This is a genomic window from Alteromonas sp. B31-7 (assembly GCF_015767655.1).
GTDB lineage: Bacteria > Pseudomonadota > Gammaproteobacteria > Enterobacterales > Alteromonadaceae > Alteromonas > Alteromonas australica.
This window is the reverse complement of sequence record NZ_CP065233.1, coordinates 3362864-3386402: the sequence shown is the minus strand read 5'-3', so window position 1 is coordinate 3386402 and position 23539 is coordinate 3362864. Positions and strand designations below refer to the sequence as shown.

The following is a 23539-nucleotide window of genomic DNA, read 5'->3' as shown; positions in this document are numbered from 1 at the left end:
TTATAACCCCATGCACAGTAGCCTCAACTAGGTTACTGTAAAATAAAGTTTTAAAGATAAAGGATACAAGATGTCATTTTCAGTGAATCATTATTTCGATAACAAAGTTACCTCAATCGCGTTTGAATCTGCCCAGGGGCCTTGTACTTCTGGTGTCATGTCACCAGGTGAATATACCTTCGGTACCACGCAACATGAGCTAATGAAAGTGGTTGAGGGTGAATTGGTAGTGAAGCTACCCAACAGTGATGAGTGGACGTCTTATCCTGCGGGCACAGAATTTGAGGTTGAAGCAAATGTTTCTTTTGACGTCAAAGTCTCAGTAGCGACAGCCTATTTGTGTTTTTATAGCTAGTCATTTTGCCAAGGGTACCAAGGGTACCCTTGGTTTTCCTGTTTTCACCTTGTTTATGGCTGACTTGCCAGCTGTATAAAGGCATCCACCAACTGAAAAGGATCGTCTTCTTTCCGATACCCCAAATAGAGGGTTTTTTGAACCCCCTGCTTTCCTAAAGAACGATAGGCTAAATTAGCGTAGTCCTTAGATTCCTCTATCAACCATTTAGGCAGTGCCGTTACACCACGCCCTGCGGCGACCATTTGCAAAATGATTTCTGTTGTTTCTATTTGTCTATGTTGCTTCACTGTGCGATTGGCGGGGTGTAAAAAATGCGAAAAAATATCCAGCCGGCTTTCTTCCACAGGGTAAGTAATGAGGGTTTCATGCGCCAAATATTCTGGCTCTATTATGTCGTATTGCGTTAACGGGTGCTGGGCGTTCATGACCAACACTTGTTCGTAATCAAATACCCCTTTATAGCTAATTGAAGGAAGTTCTAATGGATCGGGAGTCAGCAAAATATCTATGTCGTACCCATGTAACGCCTGTAATCCCCCAAATGTCACCGCACGCTTTACATCCACATCGACATCAGGGTAGGCCTTTAAAAAAGGTGCCACTACTTTGAGTAACCATTCAAAACAAGGGTTACACTCCATACCAATTCGAAGTGTGCCTTGCTTTCCTTCTGCCATACGGCGTAACTGCGCCTCTGTGTGCTCAAACTGAGGCAAAACTCGCTGAGCTAAATTCAGCAAGCTTTTCCCTGCCTGCGTGAGTACAAGGCGTCTACCTTCTTTTCGCCATAAGGGCACGCCAAAATCTTTCTCTACCTTTTTCATGGCATGGCTTAATGCCGACTGTGTTAAAAACAAAGCGTTAGCCGCTTCAGTCATGGTGCCATGTGTTTCAATTGCGCGAACAATTTTTAGGTGGTGACGGTCAATCATACATTATGAATTCTATTCATGATTTTTAGGTAAAGTTAACATTTTTTTCATTTATATAAAATGGCAGAGATACATAACCTAAGGCGTGTTCTGCGCTAAGAGCCTAATCGTCTAAACCTACTATCTTTACGGCGCCCGAGAGGCGTGTCGCGATAATATGGCGAATAATTTCGCTAATTTCTCGAAAGGTTTGGCGATCGGGAGCTGTATTTCGCCAAGTTAACGCGTGTTGCCTTTCAATGGGCATACTATCAATTTCGCATACGTGTAAAGCTTCAGGGTGATGTAACTCTGAATGAATATACAAGCCAGGTAAAAAGGCCACGCCCATCCCCATCACCACCATTTGCCTTAAGGTATCTAAGCTGGTGCCTTCGTAGTCTCGTTGTAAGCTTGCCCCTATTTTGTCGCAAATGTGTTGTACCTGATGGTGAAAGTGATGACGGTCTTCAAGGGTGAGTACTTTTTCACCCCGTAATTGATGCGGCTTAACAAACGCGTTGCCTGCAAGGGGGTGATCGGAAGGAATAACAAACTTAAGGGGCTCTTTAAATAGAGGCCGGTTAATTAACTGAGAATGCTCACCCACCAGTGGCGAAAGAATAAGGTCATATTCGCCATGTAAAAGCCCATGTTGCAGTGCTTGGGGCGCGGCTTCTCGTACGTAAAATCGTAACCCAGGCTTTTGCTTGTGGAGTTCAGGCAACACGTGAGGCAGCAAGTAAGGGCCAAGAGTGGGAGGAATACCCAGACGGTACGTCACCACTTCTCCTTCGGCTAAGTCTCTTGCTGTTTCACTAAAACGCTGACTTGCCGCGAGTACTTCTTCCGCTGCGTTAAAGAGAAGCTTGCCTTGTGCTGATAACAAGGTGCCTGTGCGAGATCGCTCGAACAGCACTAAACCCAAATGGCTTTCCAGCGCATTTATTTGACTGGTGAGCGTGGGTTGGCTTATACCTAAGAAAGTAGCGGCTTGACGAAAACTTAGGTATTTCGCAACGGTTACAAAATAGCGAATTTGGTTAATTGACGGATTCTTCCCGTTAAGTTGCATGGCGGCCCTACTCTACATTCGTATACAATTGTTGGGTGATAGTATATGTCTATCACGAGTTGGTATATTAAACTATTAATCTATCAGGTGACACTGGCATGTACTTAAAATCACAATAATTACAAATATTGGAGAATATTATGGATCACGTTATATCTGGTGTGGCAAAGTTCCAAAAGGAAGTGTACCCGAACAAAAAGGCGACATTCCAAAAATTAGCAAACGGTCAGAACCCCGAAGTGCTATTTATTACGTGTTCTGATTCGCGTATCGATCCTAACCTTGTCACGCAAACCGACCCAGGTGAGCTATTTATCTGCCGAAATGCAGGTAACATTGTGCCTCCTCACAGTAATCAAACCGGTGGCATGACAGCTTCAATTGAATTCGCTGTCGCAGCACTTGGCGTATCTCACATTGTGGTTTGTGGCCATACAGACTGCGGCGCAATGAAGGGCGCTATTAAGCCTGAAGGCCTTGATGCTTTACCTCACGTGAAAGAGTGGCTAGGTCATTGCCGCGTGGCAACTGACGTAGTGAAAGAGCGTTGTGGCACCCACGACTTGTCAATTGACCATCTAGAAGCGGTCACAAAAGAAAACGTTGTTCAACAGATTCAGCACCTTAGAACACATCCAGCGGTAGCGGCAAAATTGGCCACTGGGCAAGTAAAGCTGCACGGATGGGTGTACAACATTGGTAGCGGCGACGTGCTTTGTTATAACGATGAGACTGGTGAGTTCAAAGCCATGGATCAAACCGCCGCAGAAGCGCAACTTGCGCGCACTGAGTAGGAACTGATCTTATGGTTAACTTGAATTTTTCTAATTTACGCGGCGACATTACTGGCGGTTTAACCGCCGGTATTGTTGCTTTGCCTCTGGCGTTAGCCCTAGGTGTTGCATCTGGTCTTGGTCCTATTGCGGGGCTGTATGGTGCAATAGCTGTGGGTTTCTTTGCTGCCCTTTTTGGCGGCACGCCCTCTCAAATATCTGGCCCTACAGGCCCAATGGTGGTTGTATTAGCAGGCTTATTCGCCAGCTTATCGGGTGATGCTGCGCTTATTTTTACAGCGGTAATGCTCGCCGGCCTTATGCAAATTGCATTTGGCTTTTTAGGTGTGGGCCAATACATTCGATTAGTGCCTTACCCGGTCATCTCCGGCTTTATGTCAGGCATTGGTGCCATCATTATTATTCTGCAACTTGGTCGTTTACTGGGGCATGAGCCTCCGGGCGGAACAATAGGCGCGTTGAGCTACCTACCGACGGCACTTGCCGATATCAATTTTGCCACTCTTGCACTGGGCTTGGGTACCCTTGTAATTGCTTATAAATGGCCGCCTTCATTAGGTAAATATGTACCAGGCGCACTCGCTGCACTGATCATTGGTACTCTTGTTAGCCTAGCCTTGAGTGTGCCAGTTTTAGGCGCAATTCCTACTGGCTTACCTAGCTTGCATCTTCCTGTGTTTGATCAAAGTAAAGCACTGCTTATATTAGAAGCCGCATTTATTCTTGCCGTGCTAGGGGCAATTGATAGCTTGCTTACCTCGTTGGTAGCAGACAACATGACGCGTACCCGTCACGACAGCAATAAAGAGCTTATTGGCCAAGGTATTGGTAATACATTTGCCGGTTTAATCGGTGGTATTGCGGGGGCTGGTGCCACTATGCGTACGGTGGTGAACATTCGTAGTGGTGGTAAATATAACCTTTCTGGCATGATACACGCACTTGTATTGCTAGCGATTGTTCTTGGGTTGAGTCCTCTTGCGGCGCAAATTCCTCATGCTGTACTGGCTGGTATCTTGGTGAAAGTTGGATTAGATATCATCGATTGGAGTTACTTAAAACGTGCCCACAAAGGTCCACGTTGGGACTTCGCACTTATGCTTACGGTTCTGGGTTTAACGGTTTTTGTTGACCTTATTACCGCTGTAGGTGTGGGCGTTGTGTTTGCTGCGTTAGCGTATGTTAAACAAATTGCGCAGTTGCAAATTGAAGAACTTAAAAAGATCCCAGAAGCGTTGAATGACCCTGAGGAAAATGCATTGCTTGAAAAGCTAAAAGATAAAGTGTCTATCTTTAGTTTTGGCGGTCCATTAAGTTTCGGTGCAGCCGCAGATGTAGGTCACCATGTTCGTGAACAAGTTAAGCCAGGTTCTAAAGTGACTATTTTAGATTTTAGTCGCGTTCCGACTATGGACGTCTCAGCTGCTATGGCGGTAGAAACCGTGACCTCTGATGCATTAGCCGCTGGCAGAAAATTGGTTATCTGTGGTGCGAATGTGGATGTGAACAAGGTACTTGAAAGCATCAATGCACACCATCCAGAAATTGTTGCTTTTGAAACGCTACACGAAGCTCTCGTATATGCAGAAAAGCAAGTAGCCGGAACTGATAGCGCTAATCACCGCTTTCAAGCCGCTAAGCAATCGTAATTAATTGACGCGTTCCCTTTTTAGCCCTCGCAAGAGGGCTTTTTTATAGCATCTAAAAAAACCGCCTCTAGGGCGGTTTCTTAGTTTGACTCATGTCAATGCCATGAAGTTACCAAATACGAACACGTTCTTCTGGCGCTAAGTAAAGTGCGTCACCAGGTTGAACATTAAACGCGTCGTACCATGCATCATGGTTACGTGGTGCAAGTGCGCGATAGCGACTTGGCGCGTGAGTACCTGAGCGTAGACGATTAAGCATGCTCTGCTCGGTTTGTTTTTCACGCCAAACCTGTGCCCATGCTAAAAAGAATCGCTGGTCGCCAGTAAGGCCATCTATAACCGGTGCTTCTTCTCCATTTAGGCTGAGTTTGTAAGCGTGATAAGCCATGGCTAAACCGCCTACATCGCCAATATTCTCGCCTAGGCTATTGCGCCCATTAACAAAGTTACCTTCAATCGGTGAATACGCATTGTACTGAGCAACCAGTTTATCTGCTTTCGCTTCAAATGCGGCACGATCTGCGTCTGTCCACCAGTTACGCTGAATACCGTGGGCATCGGATTTAGAGCCTTGGTCATCAAAACCATGACCCATTTCATGCCCAATGACTGCGCCAATAGCACCGTAATTCACAGCTGGATCCGCATTTGGATCGAAAAATGGGGGTTGTAAGATAGCGGCAGGGAAAACAATTTCGTTAAATGAACTGTTGTAATACGCGTTAACACGCTGTGGAGTCATACTCCAACGTTCTCTATCAGTTTTCTCTAACTCTTTCTCAATCGATTGTTGGTGGAAGAATTCACGTAGATTTCTGACATTGCCAATAAGATCATCACTTTCGATGGTCAGACCCTCAAAAGATTGCCACGTATCGGGGTAACCAATTTTAGGACGAAATGCCATTAATTTTTCTTTTGCGTTAACCTTGGTTTCTTCACTCATCCAATCTAAGTTGTCGATGCGTTGACCCAGTGCGGTACGCAGGTTTTCAACTAACTCAGCCATTTGGGTTTTAGAGCTTTCCGGGAAATACTCGTTGACGTAAATCTTACCAATAGCAAACCCTAAAGATTGCGTCCCCGACATTTGGCTTACAGCGCGTTTCCAACGAGGGCGGGGCTCTTGTTGCCCGCTTAATGTTGTGCCGTAAAAGTCAAAATTGGCGAGATAAATATCTTCTGATAACAAGCCCGCGTTATTTTTTATCGTATGGTAAGTTAAGTATGACTTCCACTTATCTAAGGCCGTGTCATTAATAATTTCAATCACCGCCTTAACAGGCTCAGGTTGGCTAATATTCAGCTCGGGGACTTTATAGCCTGTTTGAGCAAAGTAGGTATCCCAGTCAAAATTAGGATAATCATCAGACAGTTTTGCGCGCTCAATTTGATTTAAGGTTAAATCTCTGTCACGACGTTTTTCCCGTGGCCATTGCACGTTTGCAATTTCAGTTTCTAAGGCCAAGATTTCCGCTGCTTTTTCTTCCGGATTCTCAACTTTCGCAAACCCTAGCATTTGTGCGATATGCGCCTCATAGGCTTCGCGAATCTTCACAAAGCGCTCATCGTCACTTAAATAGTAGTCTCTGTCAGGAAGGCCTAAACCGCCCACACCCACACTTAATTGGTATTCATTGGGGTCTAGACGGTTGTACCACATACCGCTATTAATAGGGGAACTGGCACCAGTGAGCCAAGCATTCCCGAACACTTCAGTTAGGTCTTTTTGCGTAGAAATGTTGCCAATAGTGGTAAGAACATCTGAAATTGGGCTTAAGCCTTTTTCGTTAATGGCGTCCGTGTCCATGTAGGAAACGAAAAAGTCGTGAACAAGCTTTTCTTCGTCATTCAGGGTTTCTTTTTCAAGTAGACCATCAACAATATTCTTCACCCGTTCCTCGCTTCGTTCAGCGAGCGCTGTAAAGGCTCCGTAGCGGGTTTTGTCTGCAGGGAGTTCATAATTATCGTACCAAGTACCACTGGCATACATGAAGAATTCATCACCAGGTTTTATGGCTTCGTTGCGCGCACTTAAATCTACACCGAAGGAGCCGAGCTCAGCTTGATTCAACTCGGCATTTTGCGCGTCCATCATTGCCGCTTTGTCAGCAACGCTTTTTTCTGTGTTTTCAGGTTGGCTACAACCTATTAGCCCAAGAGACGCCGCAATGGTGGCGGCAAGTAAGGTTTTCTTCATTTTATTTTCTCATTGTTGTTGTGGGTATCTGCTTCCACCGTGGTGGAAGGCGAAGACACCATTGTCGTTTTAAGTTTTGGTGCAAAATGACTGTTAAAAGGTAAAACATTTTTAGCTTGATTGAAATAATCTATGATTTGAGGCGTTTCTTGGCGTAAAAATTGTGCTACAGCGTCATGAAACGCAGGGTGAAAAAGTTGATGTGCAGACTGACAATAGATGGGTTCGAAACCTCTTAAAATTTTGTGCTCGCCTTGGGTTCCAGGATTAAATAAAGGGAGTTTTCGGTTAATGGCAAACGCAATGCCCTCAAAGTAACAGGTGGCGAAGTGTAACCCGTCTACGTCTTCTAGTGCTCCCCAATATCTGCCATACAGCCCAGTTTCATCGTAAAAAAACAATGCACTCGCGATGGGGCGCTCATGGCTAAGCGCTGTGACAATCAGCATATTGTCAGCCATGCTATTGAAAAGGGCATAAAAGAAGGCTTTGTTTAAGTAGCCAAGATGGCCGCTTCTTTTCAAATAGGTCGCCTGATAGCACGCGATAAAGCAGTCAAGAATGGCTGAGGATATCTCCGTGCCTGTGGCATGGGTAAAGGTAATGCCACTTTGTTGGTGGCGTTTTTGCGTTTTCCTAATTTCTTTTCTTTTTCTAGCTGTGAGCGCCGACAAAAATGCGTCGAAATTCTCATAATCATAGTTATGCCATTGAAACTGTACACTGTATCTCGTTAAAAGCTGCTGCCCGTTATCCAGTAACGGCGTGCATGCGTCATTCGGGAAAAGCCAGTGCACAGAAGATAGGCATTCGTGATGATAACCTTTAAGTGTATCTATCACTTGCTGTATTAATTGTGATGAAACTGCCACGCCCTGTTTAACGAGCACGCGAGAACCCGTCACGGGGGGTAAAAGGAATGGCTGATACCCACTTGGGGTAATACTCCATTCCGTGTTGATGGTAAGCATTCGCCCAACCTTGGTCGAACACGTATTCACCATAACTATGGGTTTTTACGTAACCGGGGATAAGCGCAATAATGTCGTGGCCATCTCTAACCACAACATGAAGTGGTTGCCAACCGGTGTCAGCGGTGCAGCTTTCGCTGTTTTCCAAAGCATGTAAAAAGGCATAGCGAAGAAACGGGCCGTGGTTACTCGCCAAGGCATCCCATTGTAATTGACCTATGTCAGCTATATTTTCAACAAAACGAATATCGTAGCTCATCATTATATATATGTTTTACGCTTAATTGCGCTTCACCCTAGTGTTGAGGGTACAATACTACCAAGCTAATAAAGAAATAGAGTAGGGACATTATTAAGAAAATGTCAGACTTCGATAGAAAGTTCATTACAGACGCGATTACTCGCATGCTTGCAAGACGAGAACATAGTTTTGATGAAATTTGTCGCAAACTTTCGCAAAAGGGAATAGAAAGTGACGCCTTCATCCCCATATTGGAAGAATTCAGAGAGGCCAACATTCAATGTGATAAGCGCTTTGCCGAAAGTAGAGCAAGGGCGCTTTATCACAAAGGCGCGGGGCCGAGAAAAATTAAACTCGATTTACAACAATATGGGGTAAACGAGTATGACGCACAAAAAGCAATACAAGAGATAGAGGCCGATTGGTTTGAAGCCGCGCTTAAGGTGAAAGTGAAAAAATTTGGCGCAGGTCGAGAAGCTGACTTTAAATACGCAATGAAGCAAAAGCAGTTCTTACAATACCGAGGCTTCTACAGTGAACACATAGAATTTGCTGTGAAAGGGGAGTAATTCCTATTTTCGATGTTAGCAATCGTGCTTTTATCGGGCTTTTTATGCGTGCTCTCGGTCTCTTAGGCTTAACAAAAAAGCGACAATTATGCTATTGTTGCGCACACCCGCGAGGGCAATGAATGTGATTTCTATTTGCCGATACGCATTTCTATATTAATTGAATTAAGGAAGTTAGGTTTTCAATGACATTATCAACTGCTGACTTACGCCAAAAGTTTATCGATTATTTTAAAAGTCATGGTCACCAGGCGGTGGCAAGCTCGTCTCTGGTGCCGGCAGATGATCCAACGCTTCTCTTTACTAACGCAGGCATGAACCAATTTAAAGACACGTTTTTGGGTACAGAGCAACGAAGCTACACCCGAGCGGTTTCTTCTCAGCGTTGCGTTCGGGCTGGTGGTAAACACAACGATTTAGAAAATGTAGGTTACACCGCCCGTCACCACACCTTCTTTGAAATGCTTGGTAACTTTAGTTTCGGCGATTACTTCAAAAAAGAAGCCATTGAATTTGCGTGGAATTTCCTCACTAAAGAGATTCAATTACCTAAAGAAAAGCTGCTTGTTACCGTGTATTCAGAAGATGATGAGGCGTTTGATATTTGGGAAAACCACATTGGCGTACCGAAAGAAAAAATCATTCGTATCAGTACATCTGATAACTTCTGGTCTATGGGTGATACCGGCCCATGTGGACCTTGCTCCGAGATATTTTATGATCACGGCGCGCATATTTGGGGCGGCCCTCCTGGAACACCAGAAGAAGATGGCGATCGGTTCATAGAAATATGGAATCTGGTTTTCATGCAGTATAATAAGCAAGCCGATGGCACTATGGAGCCACTACCTAAGCCATCCATTGATACGGGGATGGGGCTAGAGCGTATATCGGCTATCTTGCAAAATGTGCACAGCAACTATGAAATTGACCTTTTCCAAAACTTAATTAAAGCCTCTGCTGATATTGTTGGAACTCAAGATTTAGAAAATAAATCTTTGCGCGTTATTGCTGACCATATTCGTTCTTGCAGCTTCCTTATTTGCGATGGTGTTATGCCGTCAAATGAAGGGCGAGGTTACGTACTTCGCCGTATTATTCGCCGTGCCGTACGTCATGGTTATAAGATGGGTGCGCAAGATATTTTCTTCTACAAATTAGTTGAGGCGCTAAGTAAAGAAATGGGGGCAGCTTATCCTGAACTGGTTGATCAGCGACCCGTTGTTGAAAAAGTACTACGTGTAGAAGAAGAGCAGTTTAGTAAGACCTTAGCACGGGGTATGGCGATGCTTAATGATACCCTTGACGCCCTTGAAGGTGACACCATTCCTGGTGATGTGGTCTTTAAGCTTTACGATACCTATGGCTTCCCTACCGATTTAACCAATGACGTTGCCCGCGAACACGACCTTAAAATAGATGAAGCTGGTTTTGAGGCTGCAATGCAGGCTCAACGAGAACGTGCACAACAAGCCAGTAGCTTTGGTGCAGATTACAACAGTAAGTTAGCGGTTGAACATCAAACCTCATTTACGGGCTACACCGAGGTAGAAGGTGAAGCGAACGTCGTTGAGCTCATTGCTGACAACGCGTTTTGTGATTCACTTGCCGATGGGCAAGAAGGCGTCGTCGTACTAGATCAAACGCCCTTTTACGCAGAAAGCGGTGGTCAATCTGGCGATAAAGGCGTGTTGCGCGTAGCGAAGGGTGAATTCATTGTCACCGACACTCAAAAAATGGGTAACGCCTTTGCTCACAAAGGAAAAGTCAAGGGCGTCATTAATAAAGGTGATAAGGCATCGGCGGCTATCGATAATAGCAACCGCGAGGCGGTGAAGAAAAATCACAGTGCCACACACCTTTTGCATGCCGCGCTAAGAGAGATCTTGGGTGAGCACGTGACGCAAAAAGGCTCGTTAGTAGAAGCGCAACGTATGCGTTTTGATTTCTCGCATTTTGAAGCCATGACCACAGAGCAAATAGCGCAAGTCGAGCGCCGTGTGAACGAAGAAGTTCGCGCGAATCATGTACTCAAAACAGAGCTTATGGAACTTGATGAGGCAAAAGCGTCGGGTGCAATGGCGTTGTTTGGTGAAAAGTATGATGAGAAAGTTCGGGTCGTGACGATGGGACCTTTCTCTGTAGAGTTATGTGGGGGCACCCACGTGAAGAGCACCGGCGAGATTGGCTTATTTAAAATTGTCACAGAAGCGGGCATCGCATCAGGGGTTCGCCGAATAGAAGCTGTCACCGGAGAACATGCTATTGCTTATGTTCAGAAACAGCAATCTATGCTGTCTGAAGTCTCAGGGTTGCTAAAATCGGATGTACAAAATGTAGTCGAACGTATAATTTCCCTACAAAATCATACTAAAGAACTAGAAAAAGCCCTGAATTCTGCGAAACAAAAACTGGCGAGTCAGCAAGGTGCTGATATGCTTAATAGTGTGATAGAGATAAAGGGCACCAAGGTACTGATTGCCAATTTAGAAGGGGTGGAGTCTAAATCGCTGCGAAGCATGATGGATGACATAAAGAACCGAATTGGTGAAGGTATCGTAGTGTTAGGTGTGGCTGGTGATAATAAAGTCAACCTTATTGCCGGTGTAACAAAAGGGCTTACGAGCAAAGTTAAAGCTGGAGAATTGGTTAACTTTGTTGCTGCGCAAGTAGGTGGTAAAGGCGGTGGCCGTCCTGACATGGCTCAGGCTGGCGGTTCACAACCAGAGAACTTAAGTGCGGCGTTAGATTCGATTAACGCTTGGTTAGAAGATAAGCTATAATCAACGCGTAATCTGCAGTGAGTTTTTGAAGTGACACAGAAACACGGAATCACTGTTGCCCTCATCGGGTCGTGCCGATGTGTTGGCGAAGTGTTTATGGATAGGTTTAGAATTAAGGATCAGGAGCAAGCGAATGCTTATTTTGACTCGTCGAGTTGGTGAAACACTGATGGTTGGTGACGATGTGACCGTGACTGTCTTAGGTGTAAAAGGGAATCAGGTTCGAATTGGTGTGAATGCACCAAAAGAAGTTTCTGTGCACCGTGAAGAGATATATATGCGAATTCAAGCAGAAAAGGGTGGTCAGTCTGACGCTGCTGAATAAGTCATATCTTGGAACGAAAAAGGCCAGCAATGCTGGCCTTTTTTGTGTCTAACACGCTTCGCCTTATACTCGGCAAACCAAAGCATTTACGTGGGTTATTCAATTATCCTTATACGGAGGCATTTAATTAGCCATGGATAACCTATCGCCCTAGGCGCATAGGACGAATAATTCGTTTGTTCTTCGTACAAAAAATGTGTTTTTTAAACAAATCGTTTAAAATGCCAGCGTACAGTCATTTTCTTTCTAAAAAAGGTTTGACTCCGGCCAATGAATCCGTAAAATGCACCCCGCACTCAAGGAGAGGTGGGTGAGTGGCTGAAACCAGTTCCCTGCTAAGGAACCATACGCATTACGCGTATCGAGGGTTCGAATCCCTCCCTCTCCGCCATTATTCGTTGGTAGTGGCGATCAACAATTTGTTTTGCGCGTGTGTAGCTCAGCTGGATAGAGTACCTGGCTACGAACCAGGCGGTCGGAGGTTCGAATCCTTCCACACGCGCCACTTATTTTAAAGCGTCACCTTTTGGTGTAAAATCCAAAAGTATACAAGTTAACGCGTGTGTAGCTCAGCTGGATAGAGTACCTGGCTACGAACCAGGCGGTCGGAGGTTCGAATCCTTCCACACGCGCCATATAAGAAAGCCCACCTCATTGAGGTGGGGTTTTTTTATCTCTGCCTCTTCGTGCTTATCTTCCTTTTCTTGCTAACTTTTTACTGTCGCCCTGTATTTCTGCGTACTCAGCTGGGTCAATAGAGTGTGCTTAGTACATACCTATCAATACGGGTCTTTATTAATTCATATCGCATAAAAATATATTTAATCTATAGAAATGTGCATAAATACCGTTAATTATTCAGTTAATTATCTTAGGGAGTTGTGTTTATTTTCTCACCATGGTACTTATTCTGCACTATTCATTAAAAGGGTTTACCCATGGATTCAGGATCAGTTTCTAACTTGCTCATAGAAGCAGGCTCACTGATGCTTATTGGAATGCTTTTTGTGTTCGCATTTTTAGGCCTACTTATCGTTGGTGTTCACCTGATTGCAAAATTTTGTGAAGCCTTTCCTGGCGAATCCGTTCAGGAATTAAAGCCGCAACCTCGTCGCGCAGTACAACCTGGCGTGGATGGGAATGTTATTGCCGCTATTACTGCGGCCGTCCACACACATCGTCAAGCGAATAAAAAATAATATCAGGAGTTCTCATGTCTAAGCCACTGGCCTTAACCGAGCTAGTATTGCGTGACGCCCATCAATCGCTACTTGCCACACGTATGCGTATTGAGGATATGTTACCTATTGCTGAAAAATTAGATAAAGCTGGCTTCTGGTCAGTTGAATCGTGGGGAGGCGCAACTTTTGACGCGTGTATTCGTTATTTAGGAGAAGATCCTTGGGAGCGAATCAGGCAGTTAAAGGCGGCTATGCCCAATACCAAGCAACAAATGCTTTTACGCGGGCAAAATCTATTGGGGTATCGTCATTATGCTGACGACGTGGTGACTCGCTTTGTTGAGCGCGCTCACGAAAATGGGGTAGATGTTTTTCGAATTTTCGATGCCATGAATGACATGCGAAATCTCGAAACAGCAATAAAGGCAACAGTAGACTGCGGTGCCCATGCACAAGGAACGATTTCCTACACGGTAAGCCCTGTTCACAATCTGCAACTTTGGCTCGATATGGCTAAACAGCTGGAAGACATGGGGGTTCACTCTATTTGTGTGAAAGACATGGCTGGCCTTCTTAAGCCTTACGATTGTGAAGCCCTAATTAGCGGCCTAAAGGAAACGGTGAAGGTGCCTATTGCTATGCAGTGTCATGCAACCACCGGATTAAGTACAGCCACTTACCAGAAAGCCATTGATGCTGGTATAGATATGCTGGATACCGCTATCTCATCGATGAGTATGACCTATGGTCATACGGCAACAGAAACCATGGTGTCTATAGTAGAAGGTACCGAAAGAGATACAGGTCTCTCTTTGCCTCACCTTGAAGAAATCGCTAGTTACTTTAGGGAAGTGCGCAAAAAATACAGTAAATTTGAAGGCAGCCTCAAAGGGGTTGATGCTCGAATTTTATTGGCGCAAGTGCCAGGTGGCATGTTAACCAATATGGAAAGCCAGCTAAAAGAGCAGGGCGCTGAAGACAAGTTTGAAGAAGTATTGAAAGAAATTCCCCGTGTAAGAGAAGATCTTGGCTTCATTCCTCTGGTAACACCGACGTCGCAAATTGTGGGTACACAATCAGTATTAAATGTACTCACTGGTGAGCGCTATAAGAGTATTACGAAAGAAACGGCTGGGGTCCTTAAAGGTGAATACGGTGCGACAGCAGCGCCAGTCAATGCTGAACTTCAAGCCCGCGTGTTAGATGGCAACAGCCCAATAACATGTCGTCCAGCCGATAATATTGCGCCTGAATTAGACAGTTTAGAGAAAGAACTTACCGCACTAGCCAGTACAAAATCTATCTCATTAAGCAACGAAAAAATTGACGATATTCTCACCTATGCTCTGTTTCCTCAAATAGGCTTAAAATTTTTGGAAAACAGAGGCAATCCAGACGCCTTTGAGCCAGCGCCAGGGCAAGAGGCGCCAACGCAAGTGACAGATACTTCAGCGGCCTCTCAACCTACTTCTGGTTCAGCCGCAGCGTACGACGTCAGTGTGGACGGAAAGCGTTATCATGTCCAAGTGGCACCGTCTGGTGAACTCACTCATGTTGCTCCAGCACCGGCTGCGCCACAAAATGCGTCTACAGCAGCGCCAGCAGGAAATGAGCAGTCAATTAATGCACCGCTAGCAGGAAACGTGTTTAAAGTTCTTGTGCGTGCCGGAGACGCGGTGTCAGAAGGCGATGTGGTCATGATTATCGAAGCGATGAAAATGGAAACTGAAATTCGTTCAGCCTTTACAGGCACTGTCAGTGATGTGTGTGTGGGTGAAGGCGATAGCATCACCAGTGGTCAGCCTTTGATAATGTTGGGGTAGTGCATGGATAAGTTTTCGGTGCTGTGGGACAGCACAGCATTAGCCCACTTTGAAGGCGGCCAGTTAATCATGATGGCGGTGGGCTTTGTACTCCTGTATTTAGCCATAGTGAAAAAATTTGAGCCTTTGCTATTAATTCCAATTGGTTTTGGTGCCTTGCTGACCAATATTCCTCTAGCCGGTTTTTCGGAAGCGGGAGGCTTGTTGCACTACATCTATAAAATAGGCATAGATACGGGGGTCTTCCCGTTGCTTATTTTTATGGGAGTGGGTGCAATGACGGACTTTGGCGCCCTCATTGCCAACCCTCGTATGTTGCTACTCGGGGCGGCCGCCCAATTCGGGATTTTTGCTACCTTGTTTGGTGCTATTGCACTTAATCTTGTCCCTGGGTTTGAATTTACCCTAAAAGATGCCAGTGCCATTGCTATAATCGGCGGCGCCGACGGGCCCACTGCGATATTTTTAGCGTCTAGGCTGGCGCCAGATCTACTCGGAGCCATTGCCGTGGCAGCCTATTCATACATGGCGTTAGTACCCATTATTCAGCCTCCTATTATGAAGGCGCTAACGAATAAAGAAGAACGAAAAATAGAAATGGCGCAACTTCGCCCAGTGTCAAAGCGAGAGAAAATTATTTTTCCCCTTGCCGTGCTGTTTCTCACTATTTTGTTTTTGCCGTCAGCGACGCCTCTCGTAGGGATGTTTTGCTTTGGTAACCTAATGAAGGAGTGTGGTGTTGTTGATAGGTTAAGCAATACTGCTCAAAACGAACTGATTAATACGGTGACCATATTTCTTGGTTTGGCTGTGGGGTCAAAACTTTCAGCCGACAAGTTTTTAACGGTAGAAACGCTCGGTATTTTGGGGTTAGGTGCGGTGGCATTCGCCATCGGAACGGCCGCAGGGGTACTGATGGCGAAACTCATGGCTAAACTAAGTAAGGAAGCCATTAACCCCCTTATTGGTGCTGCTGGCGTATCCGCTGTGCCTATGGCTGCACGAGTGGTGAATAAAGTAGGGCTAGAATCTAACCCGCATAACTTCCTTTTGATGCACGCTATGGGGCCGAATGTGGCGGGCGTACTGGGCTCGGCTGTCGCCGCGGGTATTTTACTCGCGCTAGTGGGGTAAACGAGCCAAACTTAGCACCACTGTCAGATGGTTTTTAATGCGCACACCTAATGCGGTTTGAGTTTCTCAAACCGCATTTTTATTGCGTATATTTCGAATATTGTGTGTTCCGTTGAATTAAAGCCTAGTGCGTTAATCAGTTACTCACTGATGGTCTGTTGGGGAACCAGCGATTGATAAGCAAGCACCATTTTTTTTGTTGTAGGGTGCTTGGGCCAGCGAAATAAGGTTTCAGTTTTACCTTCTTCTACGATATTCCCGTTTTCCATGACAATCATTCTATCGGCAATATGGCGCACAATCCCTAAATTGTGACTGATAAAGATAAACGCCAATCCTAATTCTTGTTGAAGTTGCAAAATAAGATTGACCGTTTGTGAGCGAATAGATGGATCTAGCGCCGCAAAGGGTTCATCGGCGACCAGCACTTTGGGTTTAAGCATAATAGCTCGCGCCAAGGAAACGCGCTGCTGTTGGCCATCAGAAAGCATATGCCTGTAAAAGTAATAGTGTTCCCGCAGCAAACCCACTTTAGTTAAGGTTTCTTCAATTAAAGCTTTACGCTGCGTTTCAGTTAATGACGTGTTTAAACGCAAGGGTTCATCTAAGATCTTGCCCACGGGAATAGCAGGGTTCATAGACTCGCTGCTATGTTGTAATATCATTCGAATATCGTGAGTACGTTTTTTTTGCGTTTCTTGTTTATTGTACTTGGCTAAGTATTTATGACTATTAAGCACGATTTCACCAGCATCTGCGGGTATTGCTCCAACTAATAATTTAGCCAGTAACGATTTTCCCGCGCGGTTTTCACCAATAATAGCAATGGTTTCCCCACGTTTAACGGTTAACGATACCGGCCCTAATTGAAATATCTCCGGTTTCTTTAACCAGCGCTTTTTATCGTTGTGGTAAAAGGTTAACCCTCTTACATCCATAATGTCTGTCATAACTTCTCCATATGTAGTGGGAAGTGACAACTGTAAGTATGGTCGTGAATCCGTCTTACACTGGGTGTAGACACACACGCCCGTTGTGCGCGTGGGCAACGTGGACCCAAACGACATCCAATCGGCAAATGCTGTAACGTAGGAATAGACCCTTCTAACGTGGGAAGCTCTGATTTGGGCGGCAAGTCTTTTCTAAAACTAGGTGCACTATCTAAAAGCGCTTTGGTATACGGGTGCAGTGGCCGCTTTTTTAAATGTTTCATTTTTCCGGCTTCCACTGTTTGCCCAGCGTAGAGTACCGTCATTGAATGAGACATGCTTGCGATGGCTAATAAGTCATGACTCACAAATAAAATACTTAAAGAGCGGGTTTGATTTAATCGTGTGAGTAACTTCAGAATCTGTGTTTTGGTAGTGGGCTCCATGCCGCGAGTGGGATCATCTGCAATCAACAATTGAGGTTGAGACACTAACGCCATAGCAATCATGAACTTCTGCCCAATATCGCTTGGAATTTGGTGGGGGTAAGCATTGAGATAATGCTTGTGGTGTTTTATGCCCACCTTGTGCACGGTGCTAATCGCAATTTTCTTTCTGTGCTGTGCCCGTTGCCAAAACCAGCTTCCTTTTACAAATTCGCTAGGAATACTTTCTTCTAGCTGTTCGCCGAGGGTGGCTGAGGGGTCTAAACTGGCTTGGGGGTTCTGGAAAACCACGGCAATTTCACGACGCATCACTTCTCGACGCTGCTGTTTAGACATACCCAGCAGGTTTTCGCCTTTCCAGCTCATTCTATCCGCTGTCAGTTGCCACTGAGCGGGAAGGGCTCCGCATATTGCCGATACAATTAAACTCTTACCAGAGCCCGACTCCCCAACAAGCGCGCGAATTTCGCCACTGCTTACTGATAAGTTTACTTTGTCTAACGCTTTGATACTGGTATCGCCACTGACCATCTCCAACGTGAGATTTTTTATATCAAGCATTGGCATATTAGTGACTCACTCTTTTTCTAAGGGCTGAGCGAAGGCCGTCACCCACGATATTTATCGACAGAACTAATAAGAATATGGTTAATCCCGGTAACGCCACGTTCCATGGCGCCAGGTAGGTTACATCAAGACCATCGGCAAGTATGGCACCCAGTTCGGGTAACGGTGACTGGGCACCGAGGTTCAAAAAACCTAGCGCTGAAATATCAATAACGGCTACCGACAATGCCAAAGTACCTTGTACAACAAGCATTTCCGTCATGTTCGGTAAAATAGAATGGACAAATAATTGCCATTTGTTTGCGCCATCTAAGCGAGACGCCAGAATATATTCTTTTTTCATTTCGGCGCGCACAAAGCTTCGTGTGCGATGAACAAACTGGGGTATCAGCGCCAATGTAATTGCCCACATGCTATTCACCAAGCCAGTTCCTAAAATCGCCACAATAATAATTGCGATGAGCAATGTGGGAATGGCCATTAAGGCATCTAAAAGGTGATTCACAATACTTGAGCGTACTCCGCGAAGCATACCGGCGAAGGTGCCAATACTCACCCCAATTAACATCGCCAATACTACCATTAAAAAGCCAGAACCTAGGGTTACTCTGCATCCATACATAATACGAGAAAATAAGTCTCTACCCAGGGCATCGGTACCGAACAAATAGGAGATAGAGCCATTGGGTTGCCAGCTTGGCGGGATCAGTAACCCATCAATGTTCTGTGCAATAGGGTCGTAGGGCGTTAGCAAAGGGGCGAATAGCGAAAAAATAACGAAAATGGCCAAGACAAATAAACCCACAATAGCGATGTGGCTTTCACGAAAGGCCACCCAGGTGCGATGCCAAGGTGACGGATGAAAGGCTTCTTCATATAAACTAAACTGAGGCACGTTCGTACTTTTCTCTGCTAGGGTCGATTATTCGGTTAAACAAATCGATTAATATAGTAAGCGATATGACAAGCGTAGATACGGCTAACATCCCTACCCGTAATGCGGGGTAATCTCTTTGGTAAATGGCTTGAATCAACCAGCTGCCAATACCCGGCCAAGAAAACAGCGTTTCCACAATCATCGCGTTTGTTATTAAGGTGGTTATTTGAATAACCATTAAAGGAAGTATGGGAAGCAGCGCATTACGAAGCACGTGCTGGGAAAAGATTCGCCACCCAGATAATCCCCTGGAGCGTGCCGCCGCAATGTATGCCCTGTGCTTAACGTCAATCACGGAACGTCGGGTAATTCTCACCATAGAGGCTGTGGTAATGGCACCAATCGCAAAGGTTGGGATGACTAAATGAGAAAATGCATCACGAAGTGCTACACCTCTATCAATACCCTCGGCCAACAAGATATCGATAAGAATAAAACCCGTCACGGGCTCTATATCAAACAGAAGGCTGATCCTACCTGAGATAGGCGCCACTTCCAGATTTAAGCTAAAAATCAAAATTAGGATAAGTGCAAACCAATACACAGGAATGCTATAGGTTGTGATACTCAACGCATTAATGGCGTGATCTGAGGTTGAATAGCTGCGAATTCCGGCATAGTAACCGAGCGGTATACCGATAAACATTGCCATCAGTATAGCGTATGTACTTAGCTCAATTGTGGCAGGCAGGGCAATGCCAATTTCGTCTCGAAGAGAAAGGCCTGACGCTGAGCTATAGCCCCAATCACCTTGAAGAAGATTACCGAGGTAATGAACAAACTGAAAGACAATAGGCTGGTCTAAACGATATTGGCGCATCAGCGCCTCTCGTTGGATTTCATTTGCAGGCACAATGCCTGTCAGATTTTGTAGAACATCGCCAGGGAATAGGTAGGCTAGGGCAAACGACAATATTGCCAACACAAGTAGCGTTAAAATAAAGAGAATGCTGTATCGAGATAAAATTCGAATCACAGTGTTTTACTCACTCCACCAAAGCGTACACCACCAAAGGGGTTAATCTCCATTCCTTGTAGTTCCTCGCGGTACGCCTGATATCTAAAGGCGTGAGCAATGGGGACAAGAGGAAGACGTTCGTACAATAAACGATTAACTTGTTGATATATAGCACGCCTTTCTTCTATGTTGTCTGTGGCCAGTGCTTCGTCTAACAGCCTATCATAATCTTGGTTACACCACATGGCGCGATTTGTTCCTGAAGGGATGGCGCCACAACTTAAAAGGGGACGATAAAAATTATCAGGGTCGCCATTGTCTGCTGACCAACCGATTAGCACAGAGTCGTGCAAGCCCTCTCGCAAATGTCGACGGAATGTTGCCCAATCGTAACTCACAATAGTGGCCGTGACGCCCACCTCTGCGAGATAACGCTGGATAAGCTCTGCCATTTTAGCCGCGTTGGGATTGTAGGCGCGTTCAACGGGCATGGCCCAGATAGTCATGCTAAAGCCATTGGGAAACCCGGCATCAGACAGGAGTTTTCGGGCAAGTACGGGGTTATAAGCGGTATCGTCCGCGTCGCTTTGAAACGCCCAGCTTGCAGCAGGAAGCAATGTTTTTGCGCGGGTGGCACTGTCAAAATAAACCGCTTCTAACAAGGTGTTTTTATCAATGGCTGCCGCCAAGGCCCTTCTAACATCTTGATTGTCAAAGGGAGGGCGCTGGGTGTTGAAGGCCCAAAAACCAATATTAAGGCCAGGTTTTTCAGCAAGAACGAGATCTTCTTTTGCACGGATCACTTCAAGTTCGGTTTGTGCCGGAAACGCCGTTGCATCGCATTCACCCGTCATAAGCTTTGCCAGCCTAAGTGAGCTTCTAGGCGTAATATCGTATATCAATCGCTTTGCCACAGCCTGCTTAATCCAATAATCGGGGTTTTGTTTAAAGCGAATAAAGTGGTCTTTGCGATAACTCTCGAATAAAAAAGGGCCGGTACCTATGGGATATTGGTCAATGCGATTGGGGAAGCCTAGGGCTTGTAATTGTTGGCCGTATTCGGCAGACAGAATGACTGAGAAGTCGGTGGCCAGATTGGCGAGGAAAGAGCTGTCTCTGCGTTTTAACGTAATCTCAACGCGATACCCATTTACCCTAGCCACATCCACGATATTATCGGCTAAACCTAAGCTTTCGAAATAGGGGTACCGGCCGCCGGATACATAGTGGAAGGGATGGTTTTTATCCCGCCATCTATCAATACTAAAAATAACATCGTCTGCATTGAAATTACGCGAAGGTGTAAAATAGTCGGTAGTATGAAACTGAACATCTCTGCGTAACTGAAAAGCGTAAGTTAAGCCGTCGTCTGACACCAGCCAGCTGCTGGCTAAACTCGGTACAATGCGCCCGGTTTCTGGGTCAAAGTCGAGCAATCTATCGTAGATTTGATGGGCGGTGGCATCCGCTGTCGTACTCGATGTATCCAGTTGTGGGTTAAACGTAACGGGGTTACTTTCAGAGCAATAAATCAGACCGCTATTATAAAAGGCTTGTTCATCACGTTTGGTGCAGGCACTCAGCACCGCTAGCAGAGTGGCGATAAACGCAACGTAACCTAATGAACTAATGCGCATTGACTAACACTCCGCACTTTCTGCCGACGAATCTAATAAATTGTATTTTTTCAAATAGCCCCTTAGCTGATGGTAAGTCAAACTGAGCTTTTCCGCTGTTTTTTTCTGATTATACTGACTATCTGCCAGTGCACGTTTAATCATGTCTATTTCGTGTTGTTGAGAAAGCTCTTTTAGATCTATGGGGTAATTTGGCGCGCTTTCTCCCACATTGGTTACAGGCAGAGATGTCGTATCCTGCGTATCTGCATCGTCATTGGCAGGGGGTTGATGAGTGATTCTGGGCGCTTCATCAATGCTGCTAATTCGATCATGAGTTTTAACGCGAGATTTAGGACGGTATATAGACTCAAAAGGATCCAGAACAATTTCATGAACAGGCAGGTGAGGGTTGTTTGTGCGGTATACGGCTCGTTCTACCACATTTTTAAGTTCCCTAATATTGCCGGGCCAGTCGTACTCCATGAGTATTCGTTTGGCGCGCTCAGTAAAGCCACTAAATAATTCCATTTCGAGCTCCCTTGCCATATTGATAGCAAAGTTTTCCGCCAGCATCATAATGTCTTCTGGTCGCTCTCTTAAAGGGGGGATGGTGATAACATCGAAGGCTAAGCGGTCGAGGAGGTCAGCTCGAAATTCACCTGCGTCAGCTAACGCAGGAAGATCTTCGTTGGTTGCTGCAACTAAGCGAACATCGGTTTTCACTGTTTTGTTGCCGCCAACCCGTTCAAATTCACCATACTCCACCACGCGGAGTAGCTTTTCCTGAATTAACCCAGACGTATTTGCCAGTTCATCTAAAAACAAGGTGCCGTTATGAGCCAGCTCAAAGCGCCCTTCACGGCGTTTCGCTGCGCCGGTAAATGCCCCCGCTTCATAGCCAAACAATTCACTTTCCAGTAAGCTTTCGTTAAGTGCTGCACAGTTAAGCTTAACGTAGTTTTGATCCCAACGTTTTGACAGGAAGTGTAAACGGGCGGCCACTAGCTCTTTACCTGTCCCCCGCTCACCAATAACCAACACAGGTTTATCCAGGGGCGCTATCTGAGAAATTTGCTCTAGCACTTCTAAAAAGCTGTTGGCTTGGCCCAGCAAATTGTCTTGTTGGCGGTACCTACTCATTAATTTCCTCAATATTTAGTCATTTCGACCAATAAATAGTGTAGAGCAAAAAAAGCTGTTGTTCGAGCATTATTTAATCTGATTGAAAATTCAATTAAATTAGGGTGTTATAGTAATGACTCACATTGGCAAGCAAATTGAATACTCTTCTATAACCTATTGTTTGGTACAACCAGTTTTCGAGTAAGAGGTAATTATTATGGGTATCTTCTCGCGTTTCACTGATATTGTGAATTCAAATATTAATGCGCTGTTAGACAAAGCCGAAGATCCAGAAAAAATGGTTCGGTTGATTATTCAAGAAATGGAAGACACATTAGTTGAGGTACGTTCTGCTTCTGCTAAAACGCTGGCGAACAAAAAAGAAATTGTCAGTCAGATTAATAAGTATGAAAGTGACGTTGCCGAGTGGCAAGGAAAAGCTGAACTTGCATTAAGTAAAGATAGGGAAGATCTTGCTAGAGCGGCATTACAGGAAAAGAAAAAGTCAGCAGAAGCGGCGGAAAGTTTAAGTAAAGAGCTGTCTGTTGTTGATGAGCAAATCAGTAAGCTTCAAGATGAGATTGGTCAATTGCAAGATAAACTGGCTGATGCGAAAACGCGTCAGAAAGCTATTATTATGCGTCAGAAAACGGCCAGCTCTCGTTTAGATGTGAAGCGTACCTTGGACAGCACAAAAGTTGATAATGCCATGGGACGTTTTGAGCAATACGAGCGCAAAATTGACGATTTAGAATCGCAAGTAGACGCTTATGACCTAGGCAAAAAGACGTTAAATGATGAATTTGCGGAACTTGAGTCTGGCGATAAGATTGATGAAGAATTGGCGGCATTGAAAGCCAAAGTAAAAGGCGACAACACGTCGTCGAGTCAGTCAGAGTAAATAAAAATAAGAAAGTTAATGGTGTCTGCCCACATGATGGGCAGAC

21 protein-coding genes and 3 tRNA genes are annotated in these 23539 nt (G+C 45.2%); 13 read left to right on the top strand and 11 right to left on the bottom strand.

Features of this window, described 5'->3' with window-relative positions; all coding sequences use genetic code 11:
- Positions 1-70: 70 nt before the first annotated feature.
- Positions 71-355 (top strand): pyrimidine/purine nucleoside phosphorylase, encoded by a 285-nt coding sequence (ppnP, locus tag IUA53_RS14695; protein ID WP_044056368.1) that lies wholly within the window; start codon positions 71-73, stop codon positions 353-355.
- A 53-nt stretch (positions 356-408) separates the two neighbouring features.
- On the opposite strand, the gene IUA53_RS14690 is transcribed toward ppnP, so the two are convergent.
- Positions 409-1290 carry a LysR family transcriptional regulator gene (locus IUA53_RS14690; protein ID WP_044056369.1) on the bottom strand — a complete coding sequence of 294 codons (882 nt, stop codon included), beginning with the start codon at positions 1288-1290 and terminating at the stop codon, positions 409-411.
- A 103-nt stretch (positions 1291-1393) separates the two neighbouring features.
- Positions 1394-2344, bottom strand: a complete 951-nt coding sequence (locus IUA53_RS14685) for a hydrogen peroxide-inducible genes activator (protein WP_044056370.1) — start codon at positions 2342-2344, stop codon at positions 1394-1396.
- Between the two features lie 140 nt (positions 2345-2484).
- On the opposite strand from IUA53_RS14685, the gene IUA53_RS14680 reads away from it, so the two are divergent.
- Positions 2485-3138, top strand: a complete 654-nt coding sequence (locus IUA53_RS14680; protein WP_044056371.1) for a carbonic anhydrase — start codon at positions 2485-2487, stop codon at positions 3136-3138.
- 11 nt (positions 3139-3149) lie between these two features.
- On the top strand, positions 3150-4787 hold the full coding sequence (locus IUA53_RS14675; RefSeq protein ID WP_196897310.1) for a SulP family inorganic anion transporter: 1638 nt from the start codon (positions 3150-3152) through the stop codon (positions 4785-4787).
- Between the two features lie 109 nt (positions 4788-4896).
- Here the strand turns inward: IUA53_RS14675 and IUA53_RS14670 are convergent, their stop codons facing one another.
- Genes IUA53_RS14670 through IUA53_RS20400 form a run of 3 tightly spaced genes read right to left on the bottom strand, consistent with a single transcriptional unit; the run spans position 4897 to position 8220 of the window.
- Positions 4897-6987 carry a M13 family metallopeptidase gene (locus IUA53_RS14670; protein WP_044446520.1) on the bottom strand — a complete coding sequence of 697 codons (2091 nt, stop codon included), beginning with the start codon at positions 6985-6987 and terminating at the stop codon, positions 4897-4899.
- Entirely contained in the window at positions 6984-7958 is a 975-nt protein-coding gene (locus IUA53_RS14665) for a GNAT family N-acetyltransferase (protein WP_269748605.1), read from the bottom strand. Before IUA53_RS14665 ends, IUA53_RS14670 begins: the two co-directional genes overlap by 4 nt.
- The gene (locus IUA53_RS20400) at positions 7867-8220 is read right to left on the bottom strand and encodes a peptidogalycan biosysnthesis protein (RefSeq protein WP_269748604.1); all 354 of its coding nucleotides are present in this window, start codon (positions 8218-8220) and stop codon (positions 7867-7869) included. Before IUA53_RS20400 ends, IUA53_RS14665 begins: the two co-directional genes overlap by 92 nt.
- Before the next feature lie 98 nt (positions 8221-8318).
- Between IUA53_RS20400 and IUA53_RS14660 the strand changes: the two genes are divergently transcribed.
- The 9 genes from IUA53_RS14660 to IUA53_RS14620 all read left to right on the top strand — a co-directional run bounded on the left by IUA53_RS14660 (position 8319) and on the right by IUA53_RS14620 (position 16014).
- Positions 8319-8768 carry a regulatory protein RecX gene (locus IUA53_RS14660; RefSeq protein ID WP_196897309.1) on the top strand — a complete coding sequence of 150 codons (450 nt, stop codon included), beginning with the start codon at positions 8319-8321 and terminating at the stop codon, positions 8766-8768.
- 185 nt (positions 8769-8953) lie between these two features.
- Entirely contained in the window at positions 8954-11551 is a 2598-nt protein-coding gene (gene alaS / locus IUA53_RS14655; RefSeq protein WP_044056375.1) for an alanine--tRNA ligase, read from the top strand.
- A gap of 133 nt (positions 11552-11684) precedes the next feature.
- Positions 11685-11876, top strand: coding sequence for a carbon storage regulator CsrA (gene csrA, locus IUA53_RS14650; protein WP_044056376.1), 192 nt, complete (start codon positions 11685-11687; stop codon positions 11874-11876).
- A 300-nt stretch (positions 11877-12176) separates the two neighbouring features.
- Positions 12177-12267, top strand: a tRNA-Ser gene (locus tag IUA53_RS14645).
- A 37-nt stretch (positions 12268-12304) separates the two neighbouring features.
- Positions 12305-12381, top strand: a tRNA-Arg gene (locus tag IUA53_RS14640).
- A gap of 53 nt (positions 12382-12434) precedes the next feature.
- Positions 12435-12511 (top strand) — tRNA-Arg (locus IUA53_RS14635).
- 303 nt (positions 12512-12814) lie between these two features.
- On the top strand, positions 12815-13075 hold the full coding sequence (locus tag IUA53_RS14630; protein ID WP_044056377.1) for an OadG family protein: 261 nt from the start codon (positions 12815-12817) through the stop codon (positions 13073-13075).
- A gap of 14 nt (positions 13076-13089) precedes the next feature.
- On the top strand, positions 13090-14880 hold the full coding sequence (oadA, locus tag IUA53_RS14625) for a sodium-extruding oxaloacetate decarboxylase subunit alpha (protein WP_196897308.1): 1791 nt from the start codon (positions 13090-13092) through the stop codon (positions 14878-14880).
- A gap of 3 nt (positions 14881-14883) precedes the next feature.
- Positions 14884-16014: a sodium ion-translocating decarboxylase subunit beta gene (locus IUA53_RS14620; protein WP_196897307.1), complete on the top strand. Its 1131-nt coding sequence runs from the start codon at positions 14884-14886 to the stop codon at positions 16012-16014.
- Between the two features lie 140 nt (positions 16015-16154).
- Here IUA53_RS14620 and IUA53_RS14615 read toward each other — a convergent pair whose 3' ends face one another.
- Genes IUA53_RS14615 through pspF form a run of 6 tightly spaced genes read right to left on the bottom strand, consistent with a single transcriptional unit; the run spans position 16155 to position 22610 of the window.
- The gene (locus IUA53_RS14615) at positions 16155-16964 is read right to left on the bottom strand and encodes an ATP-binding cassette domain-containing protein (protein WP_196897306.1); all 810 of its coding nucleotides are present in this window, start codon (positions 16962-16964) and stop codon (positions 16155-16157) included.
- A complete protein-coding gene (locus IUA53_RS14610; protein ID WP_044446530.1) occupies positions 16961-17956 on the bottom strand; it encodes a peptide ABC transporter ATP-binding protein in 996 nt (331 codons plus the stop codon). Before IUA53_RS14610 ends, IUA53_RS14615 begins: the two co-directional genes overlap by 4 nt.
- A gap of 1 nt (position 17957) precedes the next feature.
- Positions 17958-18851: an ABC transporter permease subunit gene (locus IUA53_RS14605; RefSeq protein WP_044446532.1), complete on the bottom strand. Its 894-nt coding sequence runs from the start codon at positions 18849-18851 to the stop codon at positions 17958-17960.
- Positions 18838-19869 carry an ABC transporter permease gene (locus IUA53_RS14600; protein ID WP_196897305.1) on the bottom strand — a complete coding sequence of 344 codons (1032 nt, stop codon included), beginning with the start codon at positions 19867-19869 and terminating at the stop codon, positions 18838-18840. The genes IUA53_RS14605 and IUA53_RS14600 overlap by 14 nt, the downstream gene beginning before the upstream one ends.
- Complete coding sequence (locus tag IUA53_RS14595; protein ID WP_196897304.1) at positions 19866-21488, bottom strand: ABC transporter substrate-binding protein; 1623 nt, start codon at positions 21486-21488, stop codon at positions 19866-19868. Before IUA53_RS14595 ends, IUA53_RS14600 begins: the two co-directional genes overlap by 4 nt.
- A gap of 3 nt (positions 21489-21491) precedes the next feature.
- A complete protein-coding gene (pspF, locus tag IUA53_RS14590; RefSeq protein ID WP_044056385.1) occupies positions 21492-22610 on the bottom strand; it encodes a phage shock protein operon transcriptional activator in 1119 nt (372 codons plus the stop codon).
- 199 nt (positions 22611-22809) lie between these two features.
- On the opposite strand from pspF, the gene pspA reads away from it, so the two are divergent.
- Positions 22810-23493 carry a phage shock protein PspA gene (gene pspA, locus IUA53_RS14585; protein ID WP_044056386.1) on the top strand — a complete coding sequence of 228 codons (684 nt, stop codon included), beginning with the start codon at positions 22810-22812 and terminating at the stop codon, positions 23491-23493.
- The last annotated feature ends 46 nt before the right edge of the window (positions 23494-23539 follow it).